The organism is Dactylosporangium sp. CS-047395 (genome assembly GCF_050942185.1).
Classification (GTDB): domain Bacteria; phylum Actinomycetota; class Actinomycetes; order Mycobacteriales; family Micromonosporaceae; genus Dactylosporangium.
In genome coordinates this window covers 2,354,889-2,373,802 of the sequence record NZ_CP192015.1, presented here as the reverse complement: position 1 = coordinate 2,373,802, position 18,914 = coordinate 2,354,889, and the positions used below count along the sequence as shown (strand labels likewise).

The following is an 18,914-nucleotide window of genomic DNA, read 5'->3' as shown; positions in this document are numbered from 1 at the left end:
CGGCGAAGGTTGAGGCATTGGTGAACGCGTGGGAGCACGTCGAGGCGCTGCGGTTCCCCGGGCGGGAGTTCGACCCCGCGACCGGAGTCGCCCGCTTCCACTATGCGCTCGGTGACCTCGTCCTGACCGAGACCGTCGACTTCGGGCCGCCCGCGGTCACGCCGCCGGCCCTCGACCGGGTGCTCGACCTGCTGTACGTGGCCGCGTCCACCTCGTACTACAAGATCGCCGCCCCGCGCAGGGTCGAACTCGGGGAGCTCGCGCTCGCCGAGGGGGCCCTGCCGTGGGTGCGCGCGCTGTACCACGAGGGGCTGGGCGAGTTCGCCTATCGCAACAAGCTCGAGTACGTGCTGGACCTGCCGATCGACGCGCCGAACAGCGCGGCCGCGCCGGACGAGGTGCACACGCCGTCCGGGGCGCCGCTCGCGGCGGTCGGCGGGGGCAAGGACTCGATCGTGACGATGGAGGCGCTGCAGCTGGCCGGGCTCGATCCGGTGCTGTTCTCGGTGAACCCGAACGCCATCATCAAGAGCGTCATGGCGGTCTCGCCGCAGCCGACCCGCACGGTGCGCCGGCAGCTCGATCCGCGGATGCGGGAGTTGAACGAGAACGGGGCGTACAACGGACACATCCCGGTGACCGCGATCAACTCGCTGATCGCGGTGGCCGCCTCGGTCATGCACGGGCTCGGGCCGGTCGTGATGTCCAACGAGAGCTCGGCCTCGGTGCCGAACCTCAGCTGGCTCGGGCGGGACATCAACCACCAGTGGTCCAAGGGCCTGCCCGCCGAGCGGCACCTGCACGACGCGCTGCTCGCCCACGCCGGCCTCCAGGACGCCTACTTCTCCCTGCTCCGCGGCCTGTCCGAGCTGCACATCGCCGGGCTGTTCGCCAAGTTCACCACCTACGACGAGGTGGTGACCAGCTGCAACGCGGCCTTCAAGCTCAGCGATGCGAGCGACCGCTGGTGCGGGCACTGCCCGAAGTGCCGGTTCGTCTTCCTCGCGCTCGCCCCGTTCACCGGCCGCGACCGCCTGCTGCACATCTTCGGCACCGACGTGTTCACGGACCTGAGCCAGCTCGAGGGGTACCGCGAGCTGATGGGACTCACCGCGCACAAGCCGTTCGAGTGCGTGGGTGAGATCGAGGAGTCGCTGGTCGCCCTGCGCCTGCTCACCGAGCACCCGGACTGGCACGACGCGCCGATCGTGGCCGCGCTGGCCGCCGAGGTGCCGGCGCTGCCGAGCGACGCCGAGGTCGAGGCCGCCTTCAAGGGCGACGGCCCGAACGTGGTCCCGCCGCGCTACCTGGACGCACTCAACGCCCTGGGCTCACCGCGCTGATCTTGGCAAGCCTCAGCGAGCAGCGCTGATCTTCTGGCGGATGGCGGCGACGATCCGCGGGATCTCGCGGCGTTCGAGTTGCGTCCAGCTGTCGCCGTAGGTCGCGTCCCGCACCAGGGTGGCCAGCCCCTCGGTGACCTTGCACCGGGCCACGGCCCGCGCGAACATCGACACCGGATAGCCGCCGCCCGGCCGTGCGAGCAGCCCGGTCGTCCACTCGCGGGTCTCCGGGATCTCCTGCATCTCGGTCCACTCGAAGCGCCCGATCACCCACAGCGCCCCGACCTCCAGCTCGTCGAGCACCTCGCGGGGCCGGCCGAAGCGCTGCGGCACCAGCCGCTTGCGCCGCTCGACGATCGGGATGGGCGCGATCCCGGCCGCGTAGAAGTCCATCGCCGCCTGGCCGGAGGTGACCCAGGTCCGCTCGGTCGCCTCGCGCGCCTCGACCTGGGCGTCACCGGCGTCCCGGCCGCCGCGGACCCGGGAGCGCCGTTCGAGGCACTGGATGCACAGCGCCGCGTACCCCTCGCCGGTGACCTCGTTGTGCGCCTGGTGCGACATGCAGAAGGCGCGGCCGCATTCCCGGCACCGCCCGATCGCGAGCACGGCGCATCGATCGATCTCACACTCGGCGGCCATGGCCCCGACCCTATCGCTCAGCCCAGACCCGCGCTCGCGGCCCTGAGTTCCTCGAGCGCGGCCAGGGTGAAGGTCGCGAGTTCGTCCTTCTCGCCGTCACCGGAGGACCACTCGGCGTAACCCCGTTTGAAGGCGAGCACCCCGAGCTCGCCGGCCAGCGCGGCCAACGGGTCGGGAACACCCCGGGCAACGAGGGCGGCGGTCATCGCGGCCGCCATCCCGACGCTCTTGAGCGCGTCCCGCTCCTGCAGTTCGGCGTTGGTGGCCATCGCCTCCCGCAGCCGCGGCCCGAGCTGCCGGTTCAGCGGCCCCATGGCGCCGGACGCGGCCCGCAGCCCGGACGCCACCGCCTCGAGCGGGCTGACCCCGGCCGGGGCCGCGGCGATGCCCTCGGCCAGCAGCCGGCTCAGCGTCTCCTGCCCGGCCACCAGCAGCTCGCGCTTGTCGCGGAAGTGGCGGAAGAAGGTGCTCTTGGTCAGCCCGGCCCGCTCGGCGATCTGCGCCACGGTCGTGTCGTCGTACCCCTGCTCGACGAACAGTTCGAGCGCCGCGACCACGATCCGCTCGCGCGCGCCGGGTTCCCATCGAGCCACATCGGAGATTCTACGAGTAGAGTGATGGGACAAGTGTCCCGTCACTCTGGGAGAGAACCACCATGCGGGTCTTCATCACCGGCGGCAGCGGGCTGGTCGGCTCGGCCGTCGTCGCCGAGCTGCTCGCCCACGGCCACTCCGTCCTCGCGCTGGCCCGCTCCGAGCGCTCCGCCCTGGCCCTCAAGACGGCCGGCGCCGAGCCCCTGGCAGGCGGCCTCGCCGACCTCGACGCCGTCCGCGCGGGCGCCGAGCGGGCCGACGGCGTCATCCACCTCGCCTTCAGCAACGACTTCAGCAGCGCCGACGCGCTCGCCGGGGCGATCGCCGAGGAGACCGCCGCCCTCACCGCGCTCGGCGAGGTCCTGACCGGCAGTGACCGGCCGCTCGTCACTGTCTCGGGCACCCCGTTCGCGCCGGGCCGCCCCGCCACCGAGGACGACCCGGTCCCGACCGACGGGCCGGTCGGCGGGCGCGGCCGCACGGTCACCGCGATCCTCGGCCTGGCCGGCCGCGGGGTGCGCAGCTCCGCGGTCCGCCTGCCGCGCACGGTGCACAACAACGGCACGGGCGGGTTCGCCGGCCTGCTGACCCAGATCGCGCGGCAGTCCGGCGTGTCCGGCTATCCGGGTGACGGCACCCAGCGCTGGCCGGCCGTGCACGCGCTCGACGCGGCCGTGCTCTTCCGGCTCGCCCTGGAGCAGGCGCCGGCCGGGACCTCCTGGCACGCGGTGGACGACGAGGGCGACGCGGTGCGGGACATCGCGGCGGTCATCGGCCGGCGACTGGGGCTGCCGGTGCGGCCGGTGCCGGTGGAGACGTACGGCCCGCTCGGCCCGATCTTCGCCACCGACCAGCCGGCGTCCAGCGCGAAGACCCGGGCCGAACTCGGCTGGGTGCCGGTCCACCCGCGCCTGCTCGCCGATCTGGAGCACATCCGGCCCTGACCGGACCAGGCGGGCATTCCGGTAATCTCGGCGCCATGACCGGCCCCTACCCCGAGCCGCCGCACGCTCCTCAGCAGCCCCCGCAGGCGCCCTACGCGCCGCCGCCCCCGCACGCGCCGCAGCCACCGCACGCGCCCTACGCGCCGCAGCAGCCGTACGCGCCGCAGCAGCCGTACCCGCCGTACCTGCCGCCACCGGGCCCGCCGAAGAGCAACAAGAACCTGATCATCGTGATCGGCAGCATCGTCGGCGTGCTGGCGATCCTGTGCGTGGCCGGGATCGTCGGAGCGTTCTGGTACGTCGGCTCCCGCGACGACACCGCCGACACCGACGCCGGCGCGGACATCCCGGGCGTCATCGACTACCGGCTCACCCACCCGGACTGGCTCGGCCGCGACCACGTCGAGGACACGGCCGCGCCCGACTACCCGATGGTCCCCGCGGCCGGCGGGAACCACTTCGGGATGTGGCAGCGCTGCGCCGGCGACGTGTACGACAAGGAGATCCCCGAGGGCCGCGCCGTGCACAGCCTGGAGCACGGCGCGGTCTGGATCACCTACCAGCCGGGCCTGGCCAAGGCCGAGGTGGACAAGCTCGCGGCCAAGGTGCGCAACACCGACTTCATGCTGATGAGCCCGTACGACGGCCAGCCCAGCGCGGTCTCGCTGCAGGCCTGGGGGTACCAGCTGCGGCTGGACAAGGCCGACGACCCGCGGGTGGATCAGTTCATCAGGAAGTACCGCCAGACGGCGTCGCTCGAACCGGGCACGCCGTGCAGCAATGGCCTGGCGGAGTAGCCGGCTGATCGTGGCCGCCGCCGTCCTCGCGACGGCGGCGGCCTGCGGTGCGCCCGCGCACACCGACGGCGACCTGACCAACGGGTGGCCGATGCTCCCGAGCGCGCGGTACGTGCCGCCGCAGGCCGGGCAGTGCCTGGCCGGCGGGCCGTTCAGCGCGTTCGAGAAGCCGGACCGGGCGGTGCTCGTCGCCGTCGGCTGCGCCCAGGAGCACAGCGTCGAGGTGGTCGCGACCGGGACGGTGGCCGGGGACACCCTGCCGGCCTGGGACTCCGACCAGACCCGGGCCGCGTACGCCGCGTGCGACCGGCAGGCGAGCGAGTACGCCGGCGGCGACTGGCACACCGGGCGGCTGTTCCCGTTCCTGTCCCTGCCGAGCCAGCCGGCGTGGCAGGGCGGGGTGCGCACGTACGTGTGCGGGCTGGCCGAGGCGGGCGACGACCTCTTCGCGCCCGCGCCCCGCACCGGCACCGTGAAGGACGGCCTCAAGGACCCCAAGCCGCTGGCCCTGACCTGCGTGGACCTGGAGGGCGGGGACCTCACGCCGGAGGGGTACTACCGCAGCGTCGACGCGGTCACGCCGGTGGCCTGCACCGAGCCGCACGACACCGAGTTCGTCGGGGCGTGGGCGGCTCCGGCCGGCCCGTTCCCGGCCGACGCCCAGGCGCTCAACGCGACCGTGAGCAAGGCGTGCTTCACGCTGGTGGCGGCGTTCCTGGGACTGAGTGAGCTGCAGCTGTACCAGCGGAAGGACATCTACACGTTCTGGGACGGGCTGACCCAGGCCCAGTGGCAGCTCGGCGACCGCACCGCACACTGCTTCCTCAACGTGTCGACGGCCAAGACGCTGCACCGGTCGCTCAAGGGCCTAGGCGCCGATCCCCTCCCGGCCTAGCACCACCTGCAGCAGCCCACCCTGATCGGCCCCGTCGACCAGCCGGGTGACCTCCATGGTCGCGACCGACGGCGGGCCGAACGCGACCGCGAGGCGGATGCGCACCGGCGCCTGGTCGTCGGGTGGCAGGCCGGCCCGGAAGACCCGGCACAGCGCGGCGAAGGCCCGCGGCTCGTTCACGTCGGCCGGAAAGACCACCAGCGCGCCGTCACCGAGCATCTGCAGTTGGACCTGCGGGAACGCGATCCCGGCCCGCGCCGCCGCCTGCTCGATGGCGTCGTGCAGCCGCCAGTGCAGCTCCTCGCGCGCCGGCAGCGCCGGGCCGACGAGGAGGACGAACGCGCATAATCGCTCGGTCATGCCGTGACCGCCGCGGCCGGGTCGAGGGTCAGCAGCGAGCGCAGGTCGGCGGTGGACAGCTCGGTCAGCCAGCCCTCGCCGGTGCCGACGATCTGCTTGGCCAGCCCGCGCTTGTCGGCGATGAGCGCGGCGATCTTCTCCTCGACGGTGCCCGCGGTGACGAACTTGCGCACCTGCACGGCCCGGCGCTGGCCGATCCGGAACGCCCGGTCCGTCGCCTGGTCCTCCACGGCCGGGTTCCACCAGCGGTCGACGTGGATGACGTGGTTGGCCGCGGTCAGCGTCAGGCCCGTCCCGCCCGCCTTGAGGGAGAGCACGAACAGCGGCGGCGAGGACGGCGAGGCCTCCTGGAAGCGGGCCACCAGCGCGTCCCGGCCGGCCTTGGGGACCCCGCCGTGCAGGAACGCGACCTCGCGGCCGAAGCGGGCGGAGAGCTCGGCGCGCAGCATGCCGCCGAACTCCGCGTACTGCGTGAAGATCAGCGCCCGCTCCCCCGCCGCCAGGATCTCCTCGGCCAGCTCCTCCAGCCGGGCCAGCTTGCCGCTGCGGCCGGGCAGGCGGCTGCCGTCGCGCAGGGCCAGCGCCGGGTGGTTGCAGATCTGCTTGAGCCGGGTCATGGTCGACAGCACCAGCCCGCGCCGCTCGATGCCCTGGCTGCTGTCGATGCGCGCGAGCATGTCGTCCACGACCGCCTGGTACAGGCTGGCCTGTTCGGGGGTCAGGCTGCACACGACGTCCATCTCCAGCTTCTCGGGAAGGTCGGAGATGATCGTGCGGTCGGTCTTGACCCGGCGCAAGACGAACGGCTGGGTGATCCTTCGCAGACGCGCGGCCGCGTCGGCGTCCCCGTCGCGCTCGATCGGCTCGGCGAAGCGCTCCTTGAACTTCGTCGCGCTGCCCAGCAGGCCCGGGTTGGCGAACTCCATGATCGACCAGAGGTCGGCCAGCCGGTTCTCGACCGGGGTGCCGGTGACGGCCACGCGGTGCCGGGCGGGCAGCCGCCGGACCGCCGCCGCCTGCTTGGTGGCGGCGTTCTTCACGGCCTGGGCCTCATCGAGCACGACCCGGTGCCACGGCACCCGCGCGAACAGCTCCACGTCGCGGGTCGCCACGGCGTAGGTGGTCACGACGACGTCGAAGTCGGCCGGGTCCAGCGCCCGCGCGCGGTCGGCCCCGTGGTGGACGTGCACCCGCAGGCCCGGCGCGAACCTGGCCGCCTCCCGCTGCCAGTTGCCGACCAGCGACATCGGGCACACCAGCAGGGTCGGACCGGGCGCGGCTCCGGCCAGCAGCGCGAGCAGTTGCACAGTTTTACCCAGGCCCATGTCGTCGGCGAGGATGCCGCCCAGCCCGGCGCGCTCCAGGAAGCGGAGCCAGTTCAAACCCCTTCGCTGGTACGGCCTGAGCTCCCCGCTGAACGCCGGCGGCACGTCGCCGTCGTCGATGCGCAGGTCCGCCTCGCCGCTGAGCAGGTCCCCGAGCCACCCGTCGGCGGCCACCTCGACCACCGGCAGCCCGCCCGGCCCCTCGGCCGCCCCGCCCACCAGGTGCAGCAGATCGGCGACGGTCATCGACTCCTGCTCGCGGTGCCGCTCGATGAACGAGAGGCCCTCGGCGAGCCGGCGTGGGTCGAGCTCGACCCACTGGCCGCGCAGCTGGATCAGCGGCGCCTTGAGGTCGGTGAGCCGGCGCAGCTCGTCCTCGGTCAGCGGCTCGTCGCCGAGGGCCAGCTCCCAGCGGTAGTCGACCACCGCCCCGAGGCCGAGGCCGCTGTCGGTGTTGACGGTGCCGGGTGCGGTACCCCCGCTGCCGTCCTTGACCTTCAGACGGGCGCCCAGACGGGCCGACGCGCGGCGCCACCAGCCGGGGAGCACGACGCCGAAACCGGCCGCGGCCAGCAGCGGGGCGCCCTCGCTGAGCAGCCGGTGGGCGCCGTCGGTGTCGAGGCGCAGGGCCACCGGGCGGGCGTCGCGCAGGGCGTCCTCCAGCGCCGGGTACAGCCGGCTGGCCCGCCCGAGCTCCGCCAGCAGCGTCTCCTGCGGGGCCGGGATGTGCCGCTGCAACGCCTTGAGCGCCCCCCGCGAGCGCCAGACCCGGTCGGCGTCCACCACGAGGGTGGGCTCGTCGGCGGCCTGCAGCGCGAACTCGAGGCTCCAGTGCGGGTCAGGCGCCGGCTCCTCGCCGACCTCCGGCTCGGGCGGCTCGACCAGGCGGAAGCAGGCCCGGACCGAGCCGCCGACGGCGTCGGCCTCCCACGCGGCCAGCCGCTTCTGGAGTTGGTCCAGGGCGCTTGGGGAGATGTCCGAAATGCGCCTTTCTTTGCCGGACAACGCCGCGACCCAGCCCTTGGCGCCGGCCTCCCCCGGGCGCGCGGCCGCGTCCACGAAGGCGTCCAGGGCCTCGGTCACCGCGGCCACCCGGGTCACGCCGGGCGTGGCGGCCAGCGCGGCGGAGGGCAGGGCGAGCGCGAGGGCCCGGGCGTAGGCGGCGTCGCGGCCGGTCAGCACCGGTGCCCAGCGCGCCTCGGCGCCGACGATGGTGGGCAGCATCCGGCCCCGCGCGACCAGGCCGGCCGCGAACTCGCCGAGCCCGACGAACCACTCGGTGGACTGGGCCAGCGCGATGTCGTCGCCGGCCAGCGCGGGTATGCCGCGCAGCAGGCCGAGGGCATCGTCCGGCGGGTACTCGACGGTGGCCACCGTCCATGGCTTGAGCTGCGCCTTCTCGGTGACCGCGGGCCACGGCTCGGGCTTGCGGCCGCGGGTCGGCAGCGTGAGCGTGCGCTCGGCCGCGACGCCGGTGTCGCCGTCGAGGTTCAGGCCCGCGAGCGCGGTGCCGTCCTCCTCGGCCCACAGACCGAGGCGGCCTTCGACCCAGAGGGCATGGACCACGAGCACCGGTGAAGCGTAGTGGAATCCCTGCGTATAGACGGGATGACACCTCTGTTCAGTGACGGGCGTCGTTGTTACCATCCGGTAATCCGAGTCATTTTCATATTGGCTCGCAACCCCCGGAGGGATCCGCCATGTCCCTGCCCGTCGTCAAACGCGCCCTGGGGGCGTTACTGCTCACCGCCGCCGTCCTCGTCGCCCCCGCGCTCGCCGCGCCGGCCGAGGCCGCGGTCCTGACCCCGAACGACTACTGCCTCGACCAGTGCAACGACATCCTGCCGCCGGGCCAGAACGGCAACGCCACGCTCGCCGACATCCTGGCCCACAAGGCCCTGGGCTTCCGGCCGGCGCACTCCGCCGACCAACTCGGGCCGTACGCGAACCTCGTCTCCGCCTACACCGGGCTGACCGACGAGCAGATCTCGTCCTTCTACAACGACGCGTCGTTCGGGGTGCCGGCCGGCCAGGCCGCGCGCACCTACAACCCCCGCTCCGACGTGACGATCGTGCGCGACAAGTCGCTCGGCGTCCCGCACGTCACCGGCACCACCCGGGCCGGCACGATGTTCGGCGCCGGGTACGCCGGGGCCGAGGACCGGCTCTTCGTGATGGACCTGCTGCGCCGGGTCGGCCGCGGCAAGCTGACCCCGTTCGCGGGCGGCGCGCCGGGCAACCGCGAGCTGGAGCAGAGCATCTGGCGGCAGGCCCCGTACACCGAGGCCGACCTGCAGGCCCAGGTCAACGCGCTGCGCACCAAGGGCACCCGCGGCCAGCAGCTCTACGACGACGTGCAGAACTACATCGCCGGGATCAACGCCTACATCGCCGCGTGCATGTCCGGGCGCAACTGCCCCGGCGAGTACGTGCTCACCGGGCACCTCGACGCGATCACCAACGCCGGCGGGCCCGAGCCGTTCCAGATGACCGACCTGATCGCCATCGCCGGCGTGGTCGGCGGGCTGTTCGGCGGCGGCGGGGGCGGCGAGGTGGAGTCGGCGCTGGTCCGGGTCACCGCGCGGGCCCGCTACGGCGCGGCCGAGGGCGACCGGCTGTGGGCCGCGTTCCGCTCCCAGAACGACGAGGAGGCCGTGCTCACGCTGCACAACGGGCAGTCCTTCCCGTACGGCGCGGGCGACCCCGACGCCGCCGGCGTCGCCATGCCGGACGCGGGCAGCGTGACCGCCCAGCCGGTGGTGTTCAACCCGACCGGCTCGGCGACCACCACCGCCGGGCTCGCGCCGGGCACCGCGACCAAGCGGGGCATGTCCAACGCGGTCGTGGTGGACGCGGCCCACTCGGCCACCGGGCACCCGATCGCCGTCTTCGGGCCGCAGACCGGGTACTTCTCGCCGCAGCTGCTCATGCTGCAGGAGCTGCAGGGCCCGGGGATCAGCGCGCACGGGGTCGCCTTCGCCGGGCTGAACCTCTACGTGCTGCTCGGCCGCGGCCAGGACTACGCCTGGAGCGCCACCTCGTCGGAGCAGGACATCACCGACACCTACGCGGTCCCGCTGTGCAACACCGACGGCTCCCCGGCCACCGCGCAGTCCACCGCCTACCGCTTCCGCGGCACGTGCACGCCGATGGAGGCGCTGACCCAGAGCAACGCCTGGACGCCGACGGTCGCGGACGGCACCGCCGCCGGGTCCTATCAGCTCATCTCGTACCGCACGAAGTACGGCCTGGTCGCCTGGCGCGGGACGGTCGGCGGGGCGCCGGTGGCCTTCACCCAGCTGCGCTCGACCTACCGGCACGAGGCGGACTCCGCGATCGGCTTCCAGGCCTTCAACGACCCGGCGGCGATGGCGAACCCGGCGCAGTTCATCGACTCGGCCAGCAGCGTCGGGTACGCCTTCAACTGGTTCTACGTCAACGCCACCGACACCGCGTACTTCAACTCCGGCAACGACCCGGTCCGCAAGGCGGGCGCGAACCCGAACCTGCCGACGAAGGCCGACGCGGCATATGAATGGTCGGGCTGGAATGCGGACACGAATACGGCCGACTACATTCCGGTGGCCCAGCATCCGCAGTCCACGGGACAGGATTATTTTGTCTCTTGGAATAACAAGCAAAGTAAGGACTTCTCGGCGGCGGACGGAAACTTCAGTTTCGGCGCCGTGCACCGCGCGGACCTGCTCGACAAGCGCGTGAAATCGGCGCTGAGCGCGGGCAAGGTGGACCGGGCCGGGGTGGTGCGGATCGTCGAGGACGCCGCCGTCACCGACCTGCGGGCCGAGAACCTGCTGCCGGAGCTGCTGCGCATCCTCGACCCGGCCGGGACCAGCACCGACGCCAATGTGGTGGCGCTGCGGGCCTGGCTCGCGGCCGGGGCGAAGCGGGTCGAGACCAGCCAGGGCTCCCACGTCTACCAGCACGCGGCGGCCATCCGCACGTTCGACGCCTGGTGGCCCAAGCTCGTCGACGGCACCTTCCGGTCCGGCCTCGGCGACGACGTGTACGCCGCGCTGACCAGGGCGTTGCAGGTCGACGAGTCGCCGTCCGGGGCCACCGGTCCGACGAACGCGGGCTCGCTGAACCAGACGCAGGGCCACAAGGGCTCGGCGTTCCAGTACGGGTGGTGGGGGTACCTCGACAAGGACCTCCGCTCGATCCTCGGCGACCCGGTGCGCAGCGGCCTGGGCCGGACGTACTGCGGCGGCGGCAACCTCGCGGCCTGCCGGCAGGTGCTGAGCTCGACCCTGGCCACGGCCGCGGCGGAGCCCGCCACCACCACCTACCCGGGCGACAGCAACTGCTCGGCCGGCGACCAGTGGTGCGCGGACACGATCATCCAGTCGCCGCTGGGCGGGATCACCCACGACAAGATCTCGTGGCAGAACCGGCCGACGTACCAGCAGGTCGTCTCCTTCCCGGCCAAGCGCGGCGACGACATCGCCAACCTGGCCCAGGGCCGGAGCGTGAAGGCCAGCAGCACGCAGATCTTCTACTCCACCGGCGCGGCCGTCGACGGCGACCCGACCAGCCGGTGGTCCAGCGGGTGGAGCGACAACCAGTCGTTCACCGTCGACCTCGGCTCGGCCCAGCCGGTCCGGCGGGTCATCCTGCGCTGGGAGTCGGCGTACGGGACGCGCTACCGCATCGAGGTGTCGACGAACAGCAGCACGTGGACCACGGCGGCGACCGTGGACGCGGGCAACGGCGGGATCGACAACGTGACGTTCGCGCCGGTCAGCGCCCGGTACGTGCGGATGACCGGGGTCGCCCGGGCCACGAGCTACGGGTACTCACTCTGGGAGTTCGAGATCTACAAGAGCTAGATGGCGGCGCGGTGGCGGCCGGCGGGGAGCTCGTGCGCGGGCACGTCGGCCGCCGCCCATGTCACGTACTGGCCCGCCCGGCTCAGCACGCAGGTGCCGACGACGAGCTCGACGAGCACCTGCTGGCTGAAGCCGGGCGGCGGCGCGGCCAGGGCCCGCTCGGCCACGAACGCGGCCGCGACCGAGCGGCGCAGGGCCCGGTCGCGCGGGAACACGGCCCGGCCGGTGAGGTAGAAGGCCTCCTCGCCGGTGTCCATGGGGAAGGTGTGCAGCGCGAAGCGGCTGTCCCGCAGCAGGTCCTCCAGCTTGGGCGAGACCATGAGCAGCAGATACAGGCCGTCCTCGACGAGCAAGGGGCTGACCGGGTGGACCCGCGGGCCGCCGTCGGCCCGCACGGTGCCCAGGTAGGCCAGGCCCACGCCGCTGCGGTAGAGCAGCGCGCGGCCGGCCGCGGCGAGATCCGGAGCCGAACGCCGGAACCGCCCCCACGAGAGCATGGCGCCCAGACTCGCGCACGGGCGGCGCCGGGTCAATTCACGTTTCTGCGCCAGGCGTTGATCAGATCCTGCACCTCGTCGGCGACCTCGTCGGGGTAGAGATCGTCGGTGTCCACCACCTCGCCGAGGGGCCGCAGGTCGCGGCGGGCGGTGAGGTACGCCCCGAGATCCTCCAGCCGCCACCCGCGCGAGTCCGGCCCGTCGTCGGCCTCGACCCGCTCCACCAGTGCCGGCGCGGAAACGTCCAGCAGGATGTGGCGCACCTCGTGGCCGCGGTCGCGCAGCGCGCCCAGGATCTCCTCGAGGTGCCCGCGGCGCAGCATCGTCATGGGGACCAGCAGCGGGTCGGCCCCGCGGGCCTGGCGGGCCGCGGCGACGACGGTGGCCGCCCGCCAGGCCGGCAGGTCCCGGTAGTCGCCGTGCCGGACGCCCGGGCGGACCAGCCCGGCGGTGCGCTGCAGGACCCAGCCGATGCGCTCGGCGTCGAACGCTCGCGCCCGCGGCTCGCGGCGGCACAGCTCGGCGGTCACGGTGCCCTTGCCGACGCCCGACGGGCCGTTGAGCCAGACGATCACGGTCGCCTCCAGCGGTGCGTTCTGGTGCGGCTTCCAGGATTCTCGCAGGCGGGACCGAGGGGGATGCCAGTTCGGCGCGCGATAAATAAGGCATGACGATCCTGACGCTCCCCCCGCGCAACGCCGCCGTCCTCGACCAGCAGCGCATCGACGTGCTGCTCATCGCCCCCGCACACCGCCTCCCGGAGCTGGACCGATACCTCCCACAAGGCTGGACGGTGACCCGGCGGGCCGAGATGCCGGCCGGGTGCCGCGAGCCCGACATCGTGGTCCTCGACGACCCCGGCCCCCGCTCGGTGACCGCCGCCTGCCTGCGCCATCCGGCCGCCTCGATCGTGGCCGTGCTGAGCCCGTACAGCGATCACCAGGCCGTGATCGACGTGCTGGAGGCCGGCGCCGACGCCTGCGTGCGCTCGTCCACGGCCGCGGTCATCGCCGCCCACCTGGAGGCCTGCCGGCGCCGCCAGGCGGCATAACGGGATTTGGCGTTTCCCACAACATATTCCAGAGAGCGCTCTCAACCGATTCTCTGATTGACATTGGGCTAGTCATGGGCCAGTCTGATTCCAGTCTTGAGAGCGCTCTCCGGCCGATACGGCGGCTTGGGTGACCGGCGTATCGTGTTCCGGCGAATCGTGATCAGGGTGTAACCGGTGTGAGGGTGCGACGGGCGATGGAGCGACATGCTCCATCGCCCGTCATTGTTTGTGCGCTGCACATTGCTGAACTTCAGTCATGATGGTCCGGCGAACAGATATGGGGGACGCCACAATGGTGATGTCGGGGCGGGACCGGCCTACTCTCGAAAACGTCGCGCAACGCGCGGGGGTGTCGCGCGCCACCGCCTCGCGCGTGGTCAACGGCTCCACGTCGGTGGCCCCGCACATCCGGGACAAGGTGCTCAGCGCCGTCGAGGCGCTCGGCTACGTGCCCAACCAGGCCGCCCGCAGCCTGGTCACCCAGCGCACCGACTCGATCGCGCTGGTCGCCTCCGAGACCGCGAGCCGGGTCTTCTCCGACGACCCCTTCTTCTCCAGCATCATCCGCGGGGTGAGCCTCGAGCTGGAGGCGGTGGACAAGCAGCTGGTGCTCATGATGGTCGGCCCGAGCGGCCCGAGCCACGACCGCGTCGAGCGGTACTGCACCGGCGGGCACGTCGACGGCGCGATCATCTTCTCGATGCACGGCGCCGACCCGCTGCCGGAACGGCTGAGCCGGGCCGGGGTGCCGGTGGTGTGCAACGGGCGGCTGCTGATCCAGTCCTCGGTGCCGTACGTCGACGTCGACAACGAGGACGCCGCCCGCGCCGCGGTGCGGCACCTGCTCGACACCGGCCGCCGCCGGGTGGCCACGATCGCCGGCCCGCAGGACATGAGCGCCGGGATCGACCGCCTCAAGGGGTACCGCGCGGCGATGCAGGACAGCGGCCGCCGCTCGCTGGTCGCGGTCGGCGACTTCACCCGCCAGTCCGGCGCGCTCGCGATGAGCCAGCTGCTCGGCGACGACCCCGAGCTCGACGCGGTGTTCGCCGCCTCCGACGCGATGGCCGAGGGCGCGCTGCGGGCGCTGCGCCAGGCCGGCCGGCGGGTCCCGGACGACGTGGCCGTGGTCGGCTTCGACGACATGGACTTCGCCCGCGACACGGAGCCGCCGCTCACCACGGTCCGCCAGCCGATCACCGACCTGGGCCGGATGGCGGCCCGCCAGGTGCTGCGGATGGCCTCGGGCGAGGCGATCGAACCTGTACTTCTGCTCCCTACCGAGTTGGTGAAGCGCGAATCGGCATAGGCGTGGGAGGGTGGCAGGCGTGAGGCTTGCTACCTGGAACGTGAACTCGGTCAAGGCGCGACTGCCCCGGCTGCTGGAGTGGCTGGAGCAGTCCGCCCCCGACATCCTCTGCCTGCAGGAGACGAAGCTCGCCACCGACGCCTTCCCCTTCGAGGAGGTCAAGGCGCTCGGGTACGACACCGCGCACCACGGCGAGGGCCGCTGGAACGGCGTCGCGCTGCTCTCCCGGGTCGGGCTGGACGACGTGCGGCGCGGGTTCGACGGCGATCCGGGCTGGGGCGGGGAGCCGGGCGGCGAGGAACCGCTGTTCGAGGAGCCCAAGCTGGAGGCCCGGGCCATCTCGGCCGTCTGCGGCGGGGTGCGCGTGTGGTCCGTCTACGTCCCCAACGGGCGGACGCCGGAGTCGGCGCACTACGGGTACAAGCTGACCTGGCTCGAGGCTCTTCGCCAAGCGGTGGCGGCGGATCTGGCCGGGGGTGGACCGGTGGCCGTCTGCGGCGACTTCAACGTGGCGCCGGCCGATTCCGACGTGTTCAACCCGGCCGCCTTCGTCGGCTCGACGCACGTCACCCAGCCCGAGCGGGACGCCGTCGCCGCGCTGCTGGCCGCGGGGCTGACCGACATCGTCCCGAAGCCGATGAAAGGTCCCAATCCGTTCACGTACTGGGACTATCGCGCCGGTATGTTCCACCAGGACAAGGGCATGCGGATCGATCTGGTCTGCGCCAGCCCGGCGATCGCGGGTGCGGTCAAGGGTGCCTATGTCGATCGGGAGGCCCGGAAGGGCAAAGGGCCCTCTGACCACGCGCCCGTCGTGATCGATTTCAATATTTGAGCACACTGTGTCACCATGGACCCCGACCGGGCTGTGCTGTTAAGTGTTAAACGATCAACGATCGTCCTGGATAGCCCGATCTCGGCGGACTTGCTGCCATGTTTCCGGCACGTTGCGTGACCGCACCGTTACGATTCGCCGGTAATTCGCCCGTTTAGGGGGTGTATGATCCAAAAGTCGCTGTGCTTGGATCACGCCCTCATCACGGCGCGGCGTGGACTTGGTTACAGGACAGGGGGTGACCCTTGACGATCGGCCAAACGGGAGACAGGGTTCCACCAACGAAGGCGACGACACCACGTCGGCTTCGTGCACGCTCTGCCCGTGGACCGAACCTGCGGATAGGGCACCAGGAGTCCACGAAGACACAGCCGATCGGCTGCTGACTGCCACGGGCCCCGGTCTGGCCGCCGCATGCTCGCTGCACGGTGCGACGGTCATCGCTGGCGGCTTTCGGAAGGCGGGCAGGCGGCCGGGGAGAGGGGCACCACGCCCATGACTATGGGACCCGTCACGTCGAAGAGCGACGAACAGGTACCGACGGTCGAAGAGGCGACCGCCACGCCTGCCGGTGTTCCCGCGAAGGCCATCGAAGGTCGCTCGCTCAGTCAGATTGCGTGGACGCGGCTCAAGCGCGACAAGGTCGCACTCATCGGAGCCGGGTTCATTGTTTTCCTGGTGCTTGTCGCGGTGTTCGCCCCCCTGATCAACAAGGTGTGGGGGCACCCGGTCAACGAGTTCCATCAAGACAGGATCGATCCGTTGCTCGGCGGCATCCCGCCCGTCGGCACCTGGGGCGGCGTCAGCAAGGACTTCCTGCTCGGCGTCCAGCCCGTCACCGGCCGGGACCTGTTCTCGCAGATCATTTACGGCGCCCAGGTCTCGCTGCTCGTGGCGCTGTCCGCCACGATCGTCGCGGTGACCCTCGGCGTGGTGCTCGGCATCGTGTCCGGCTACTTCGGCGGCGCGGTCGACAGTGCCATCAGCCGCCTGATGGACCTGATCCTGGCCTTCCCGTACCTGCTGTTCTCCATCGCTCTGATCTCCGTCGTGCCGGCGAGCACGGGCTGGCGGGTCGGCGTGGTGATCGCGGTGATCGCGTTCTTCAGCTGGCCGTACATCGGGCGTATCGTCCGCGGTCAGACTCTCTCCCTGCGGGAACGCGAGTTCGTCGAGGCCGCGCGCAGCATCGGCGCGGGCCCGGGCCGCATCCTCTTCCGTGAGCTGCTGCCCAACCTCGTCGCCCCGATCCTGGTCTACGCGACCCTGATCATTCCCACGAACATCCTCTTCGAGGCCGCGCTGTCGTTCCTCGGCGTCGGCGTCCTGCCGCCCACCCCCTCGTGGGGCCGGCTGCTCTCGGACGCCGTGCAGTACTACGAGTACGACCCGATGTACATGTTCGTGCCCGGCTTCGCGATCTTCCTCATGGTCCTCGCCTTCAATCTCTTCGGCGACGGCCTGCGTGACGCCCTGGACCCGAAGGCCAACCGGTAGCCCGCAAGGGCCGCCGCGGCCTTCGGCCGTCACGCTCCACAGCACCATCCTGTCCGGCCACGGCCGCCAGCCCGGTCGAACCCTGTGCAATCACCCCAGCTTCACTCGCACCGCAGCACAGCTCGGACGGCCCGTCCCTCGGCGGGTCGCGCCAAACAAGGAGGGAAAACCCAGTGAGAATGAGGACAGGGGCTCTGGTGGCCGGCTCGGCCGCGATCGCCCTGGTGTTGTCCGCGTGTGGGTCTGGCGGCGACAGCCCCAAGACCAGCGAGAGCGGCGGCTCGGGGGTGAGCGGCTTCAACGCCGCCACCAAGGGCGTGGTGAACCCTTCTGACAAGAAGGGCGGCACGCTCAAGCTCGTCAACAACTCCGACCCGGACTCGTGGGACCCGGCGCGGGCGTACTACGCCTACGTCTGGAACTTCATGAAGGGCTACTACGTCCGCACCCTGCTGACCAACGAGTCGAAGCCGGGCGAGGACGGTCTGAAGCTGGTTCCCGACCTGGCGCAGGCCATGCCGGAGGTCTCCGCCGACGGCAAGACCTACACCTTCAAGCTCAAGTCGGGCCTGAAGTACGAGGACGGCTCGCCGATCACCTCGAAGGACATCAAGTACGGCATCGAGCGCGTCTTCGCGCAGGATGTCCTCTCCGGTGGTCCGACCTACCTGATCGACGTGCTCGACCAGGGCCAGGGCTACAAGGGCCCCTACAAGGACACCGACCCGGCCAAGCTGGGTCTGAAGTCCGTCCAGACGCCGGACGACACCACCATCGTCTTCACGCTGAAGGACCCGCTGTCGGACTTCCTGTACCTGCTCGCCACCCCGTCCGCCGGCCCGATCCCGCAGGCCAAGGACACCGGCGACAAGTACGGTGAGAAGCCCGTCTCGAGCGGCCCGTACAAGTTCCAGTCGTACGACCAGGGCAAGAAGGCCGTGCTGGTCCGCAATGACCAGTGGGACCCGAAGTCCGACACCGTGCGCAAGGCGCTGCCGGACCAGATCGACTTCACCATCGGCACGGCGGTCGAGGAGATCGACAACCAGCTGCTGAGCGGCGAGATCGACATCGACACCGCGCAGACCGGTGTCCAGCAGGGCTCGCAGCCGAAGATCCTGCTCGACCCGGAGAAGAAGAAGAACGCGGACACCCCGAACACGGGCTTCATCCGCTACTTCTCGATCAGCACCAAGGTCGCGCCGTTCGACAACATCCACTGCCGTAAGGCCGTGCAGTACGCGACGGACAAGATCACGATGCAGACCGCTCGTGGTGGCGCCGAGGCCGGTGGCGACATCGCCACCAACATGCTGCCCCCGAACATCGCGGGTCACGACGACTACGACCCGTACAACACCAAGTCGGGCAAGCCGCAGATCGACAAGGCCAAGGAAGAGCTGGCCGCGTGTGGCAAGCCGAACGGCTTCGACACCGTGATCGCGACCCGCACCAGCGGCAAGGAGCCGAAGACGGCCGAGGCGCTGCAGGCCGCGCTGAAGAACGTCGGCATCAACGCCCGCCTCGACCCGACCGAGCCGTCGCTGTACTTCCGCTCGACCATCGGTGCGCCGTCGAACGTGGCGGCCAAGGGCTACGGCCTCATGATGGCCGGCTGGGGTGCCGACTTCCCGACCGCGTACGGCTTCCTGTCCGTGCTGGTCGACGGTCGCAACATCCTGCCGTCGGGCAACAACAACTACGCCGAGCTCAACGACCAGGAGATCAACGGCCTGATCGACCAGGCGAAGGCGGAGAAGGACCCGGCCAAGGCGGCGGGCATCTGGACCACCATCAACCACAAGGTGATGGACCAGGCCGTCATGGTGCCGTTCGTCTACGACAAGGCGCTCAACTACCGCAACCCCCGCGTCACGAACGTGTTCGTGACGGAGTACTACGGCATGTACGACTTCGGCAGCCTGGGCGTCCAGTCCTGACCCTCGGGTCGGATTGCTCGCTCTAGCGTCGAAGCAGCA

Annotated in this window: 15 protein-coding genes and 1 pseudogene; 10 read left to right on the top strand and 6 right to left on the bottom strand. The window is 71.4% G+C overall.

What is annotated here, in order from left to right:
* Positions 1–20 precede the first annotated feature (20 nt).
* Positions 21–1,343 carry a hypothetical protein gene (locus tag ACQP00_RS10985; RefSeq protein WP_433217897.1) on the top strand — a complete coding sequence of 441 codons (1,323 nt, stop codon included), beginning with the start codon at positions 21–23 and terminating at the stop codon, positions 1,341–1,343.
* Positions 1,344–1,355: 12 nt separating this feature from the next.
* On the opposite strand, the gene ACQP00_RS10980 is transcribed toward ACQP00_RS10985, so the two are convergent.
* Positions 1,356–1,982, bottom strand: a complete 627-nt coding sequence (locus ACQP00_RS10980) for a hypothetical protein (RefSeq protein WP_433217895.1) — start codon at positions 1,980–1,982, stop codon at positions 1,356–1,358.
* 17 nt (positions 1,983–1,999) lie between these two features.
* Positions 2,000–2,575 (bottom strand): TetR/AcrR family transcriptional regulator, encoded by a 576-nt coding sequence (locus ACQP00_RS10975; RefSeq protein ID WP_433217893.1) that lies wholly within the window; start codon positions 2,573–2,575, stop codon positions 2,000–2,002.
* Positions 2,576–2,637: 62 nt separating this feature from the next.
* On the opposite strand from ACQP00_RS10975, the gene ACQP00_RS10970 reads away from it, so the two are divergent.
* Genes ACQP00_RS10970 through ACQP00_RS10960 form a run of 3 tightly spaced genes read left to right on the top strand, consistent with a single transcriptional unit; the run spans position 2,638 to position 5,211 of the window.
* Complete coding sequence (locus ACQP00_RS10970) at positions 2,638–3,519, top strand: SDR family oxidoreductase (protein WP_433217891.1); 882 nt, start codon at positions 2,638–2,640, stop codon at positions 3,517–3,519.
* A gap of 35 nt (positions 3,520–3,554) precedes the next feature.
* On the top strand, positions 3,555–4,316 hold the full coding sequence (locus tag ACQP00_RS10965; protein ID WP_433217889.1) for a DUF3105 domain-containing protein: 762 nt from the start codon (positions 3,555–3,557) through the stop codon (positions 4,314–4,316).
* A complete protein-coding gene (locus ACQP00_RS10960; protein WP_433217888.1) occupies positions 4,300–5,211 on the top strand; it encodes a septum formation family protein in 912 nt (303 codons plus the stop codon). The genes ACQP00_RS10965 and ACQP00_RS10960 overlap by 17 nt, the downstream gene beginning before the upstream one ends.
* On the opposite strand, the gene ACQP00_RS10955 is transcribed toward ACQP00_RS10960, so the two are convergent.
* Together ACQP00_RS10955 and ACQP00_RS10950 are read right to left on the bottom strand one after the other, a co-directional pair.
* Positions 5,185–5,571, bottom strand: a complete 387-nt coding sequence (locus ACQP00_RS10955) for a hypothetical protein (RefSeq protein ID WP_433217886.1) — start codon at positions 5,569–5,571, stop codon at positions 5,185–5,187. The two genes, ACQP00_RS10960 and ACQP00_RS10955, sit on opposite strands and share 27 nt — an antisense overlap.
* Positions 5,568–8,405: pseudogene (locus tag ACQP00_RS10950) on the bottom strand (DEAD/DEAH box helicase); the annotation flags it as partial. The pseudogene ACQP00_RS10950 and the gene ACQP00_RS10955, both read right to left, overlap by 4 nt.
* Positions 8,406–8,596: 191 nt before the next feature.
* Between ACQP00_RS10950 and ACQP00_RS10945 the strand changes: the two are divergent.
* On the top strand, positions 8,597–11,743 hold the full coding sequence (locus ACQP00_RS10945) for a penicillin acylase family protein (protein WP_433217884.1): 3,147 nt from the start codon (positions 8,597–8,599) through the stop codon (positions 11,741–11,743).
* Here ACQP00_RS10945 and ACQP00_RS10940 read toward each other — a convergent pair.
* Both ACQP00_RS10940 and ACQP00_RS10935 read right to left on the bottom strand, forming a co-directional pair.
* Positions 11,740–12,240: a hypothetical protein gene (locus ACQP00_RS10940; protein ID WP_433217882.1), complete on the bottom strand. Its 501-nt coding sequence runs from the start codon at positions 12,238–12,240 to the stop codon at positions 11,740–11,742. The genes ACQP00_RS10945 and ACQP00_RS10940 overlap by 4 nt on opposite strands.
* Before the next feature lie 32 nt (positions 12,241–12,272).
* Positions 12,273–12,815: an AAA family ATPase gene (locus tag ACQP00_RS10935; protein WP_433217880.1), complete on the bottom strand. Its 543-nt coding sequence runs from the start codon at positions 12,813–12,815 to the stop codon at positions 12,273–12,275.
* Positions 12,816–12,907: 92 nt separating this feature from the next.
* On the opposite strand from ACQP00_RS10935, the gene ACQP00_RS10930 reads away from it, so the two are divergent.
* The 5 genes from ACQP00_RS10930 to ACQP00_RS10910 all read left to right on the top strand — a co-directional run bounded on the left by ACQP00_RS10930 (position 12,908) and on the right by ACQP00_RS10910 (position 18,875).
* A complete protein-coding gene (locus tag ACQP00_RS10930) occupies positions 12,908–13,291 on the top strand; it encodes a hypothetical protein (RefSeq protein ID WP_433217878.1) in 384 nt (127 codons plus the stop codon).
* A 301-nt stretch (positions 13,292–13,592) separates the two neighbouring features.
* On the top strand, positions 13,593–14,603 hold the full coding sequence (locus ACQP00_RS10925) for a LacI family DNA-binding transcriptional regulator (protein ID WP_433223809.1): 1,011 nt from the start codon (positions 13,593–13,595) through the stop codon (positions 14,601–14,603).
* Between the two features lie 19 nt (positions 14,604–14,622).
* Complete coding sequence (locus ACQP00_RS10920) at positions 14,623–15,438, top strand: exodeoxyribonuclease III (RefSeq protein ID WP_433217876.1); 816 nt, start codon at positions 14,623–14,625, stop codon at positions 15,436–15,438.
* A gap of 495 nt (positions 15,439–15,933) precedes the next feature.
* A complete protein-coding gene (locus tag ACQP00_RS10915; protein ID WP_433217874.1) occupies positions 15,934–16,935 on the top strand; it encodes an ABC transporter permease in 1,002 nt (333 codons plus the stop codon).
* 179 nt (positions 16,936–17,114) lie between these two features.
* Complete coding sequence (locus ACQP00_RS10910) at positions 17,115–18,875, top strand: ABC transporter substrate-binding protein (protein WP_433223807.1); 1,761 nt, start codon at positions 17,115–17,117, stop codon at positions 18,873–18,875.
* Positions 18,876–18,914 lie beyond the last annotated feature (39 nt).

What these genes read in the sequence shown, in the direction of transcription:
- ACQP00_RS10980 (WP_433217895.1), bottom strand. Translation starts at nt 1,982, where the DNA reads ATGGCCGCCGAGTGTGAGATCGATCGATGCGCCGTGCTCGCGATCGGG.
- ACQP00_RS10955 (WP_433217886.1), bottom strand. Translation starts at nt 5,571, where the DNA reads ATGACCGAGCGATTATGCGCGTTCGTCCTCCTCGTCGGCCCGGCGCTG.
- ACQP00_RS10910 (WP_433223807.1), top strand. Translation starts at nt 17,115, where the DNA reads ATGAGGACAGGGGCTCTGGTGGCCGGCTCGGCCGCGATCGCCCTGGTG.
- ACQP00_RS10925 (WP_433223809.1), top strand. Translation starts at nt 13,593, where the DNA reads ATGTCGGGGCGGGACCGGCCTACTCTCGAAAACGTCGCGCAACGCGCG.
- ACQP00_RS10940 (WP_433217882.1), bottom strand. Translation starts at nt 12,240, where the DNA reads ATGCTCTCGTGGGGGCGGTTCCGGCGTTCGGCTCCGGATCTCGCCGCG.
- ACQP00_RS10970 (WP_433217891.1), top strand. Translation starts at nt 2,638, where the DNA reads ATGCGGGTCTTCATCACCGGCGGCAGCGGGCTGGTCGGCTCGGCCGTC.
- ACQP00_RS10945 (WP_433217884.1), top strand. Translation starts at nt 8,597, where the DNA reads ATGTCCCTGCCCGTCGTCAAACGCGCCCTGGGGGCGTTACTGCTCACC.
- ACQP00_RS10915 (WP_433217874.1), top strand. Translation starts at nt 15,934, where the DNA reads ATGACTATGGGACCCGTCACGTCGAAGAGCGACGAACAGGTACCGACG.
- ACQP00_RS10930 (WP_433217878.1), top strand. Translation starts at nt 12,908, where the DNA reads ATGACGATCCTGACGCTCCCCCCGCGCAACGCCGCCGTCCTCGACCAG.
- ACQP00_RS10960 (WP_433217888.1), top strand. Translation starts at nt 4,300, where the DNA reads ATGGCCTGGCGGAGTAGCCGGCTGATCGTGGCCGCCGCCGTCCTCGCG.
- ACQP00_RS10965 (WP_433217889.1), top strand. Translation starts at nt 3,555, where the DNA reads ATGACCGGCCCCTACCCCGAGCCGCCGCACGCTCCTCAGCAGCCCCCG.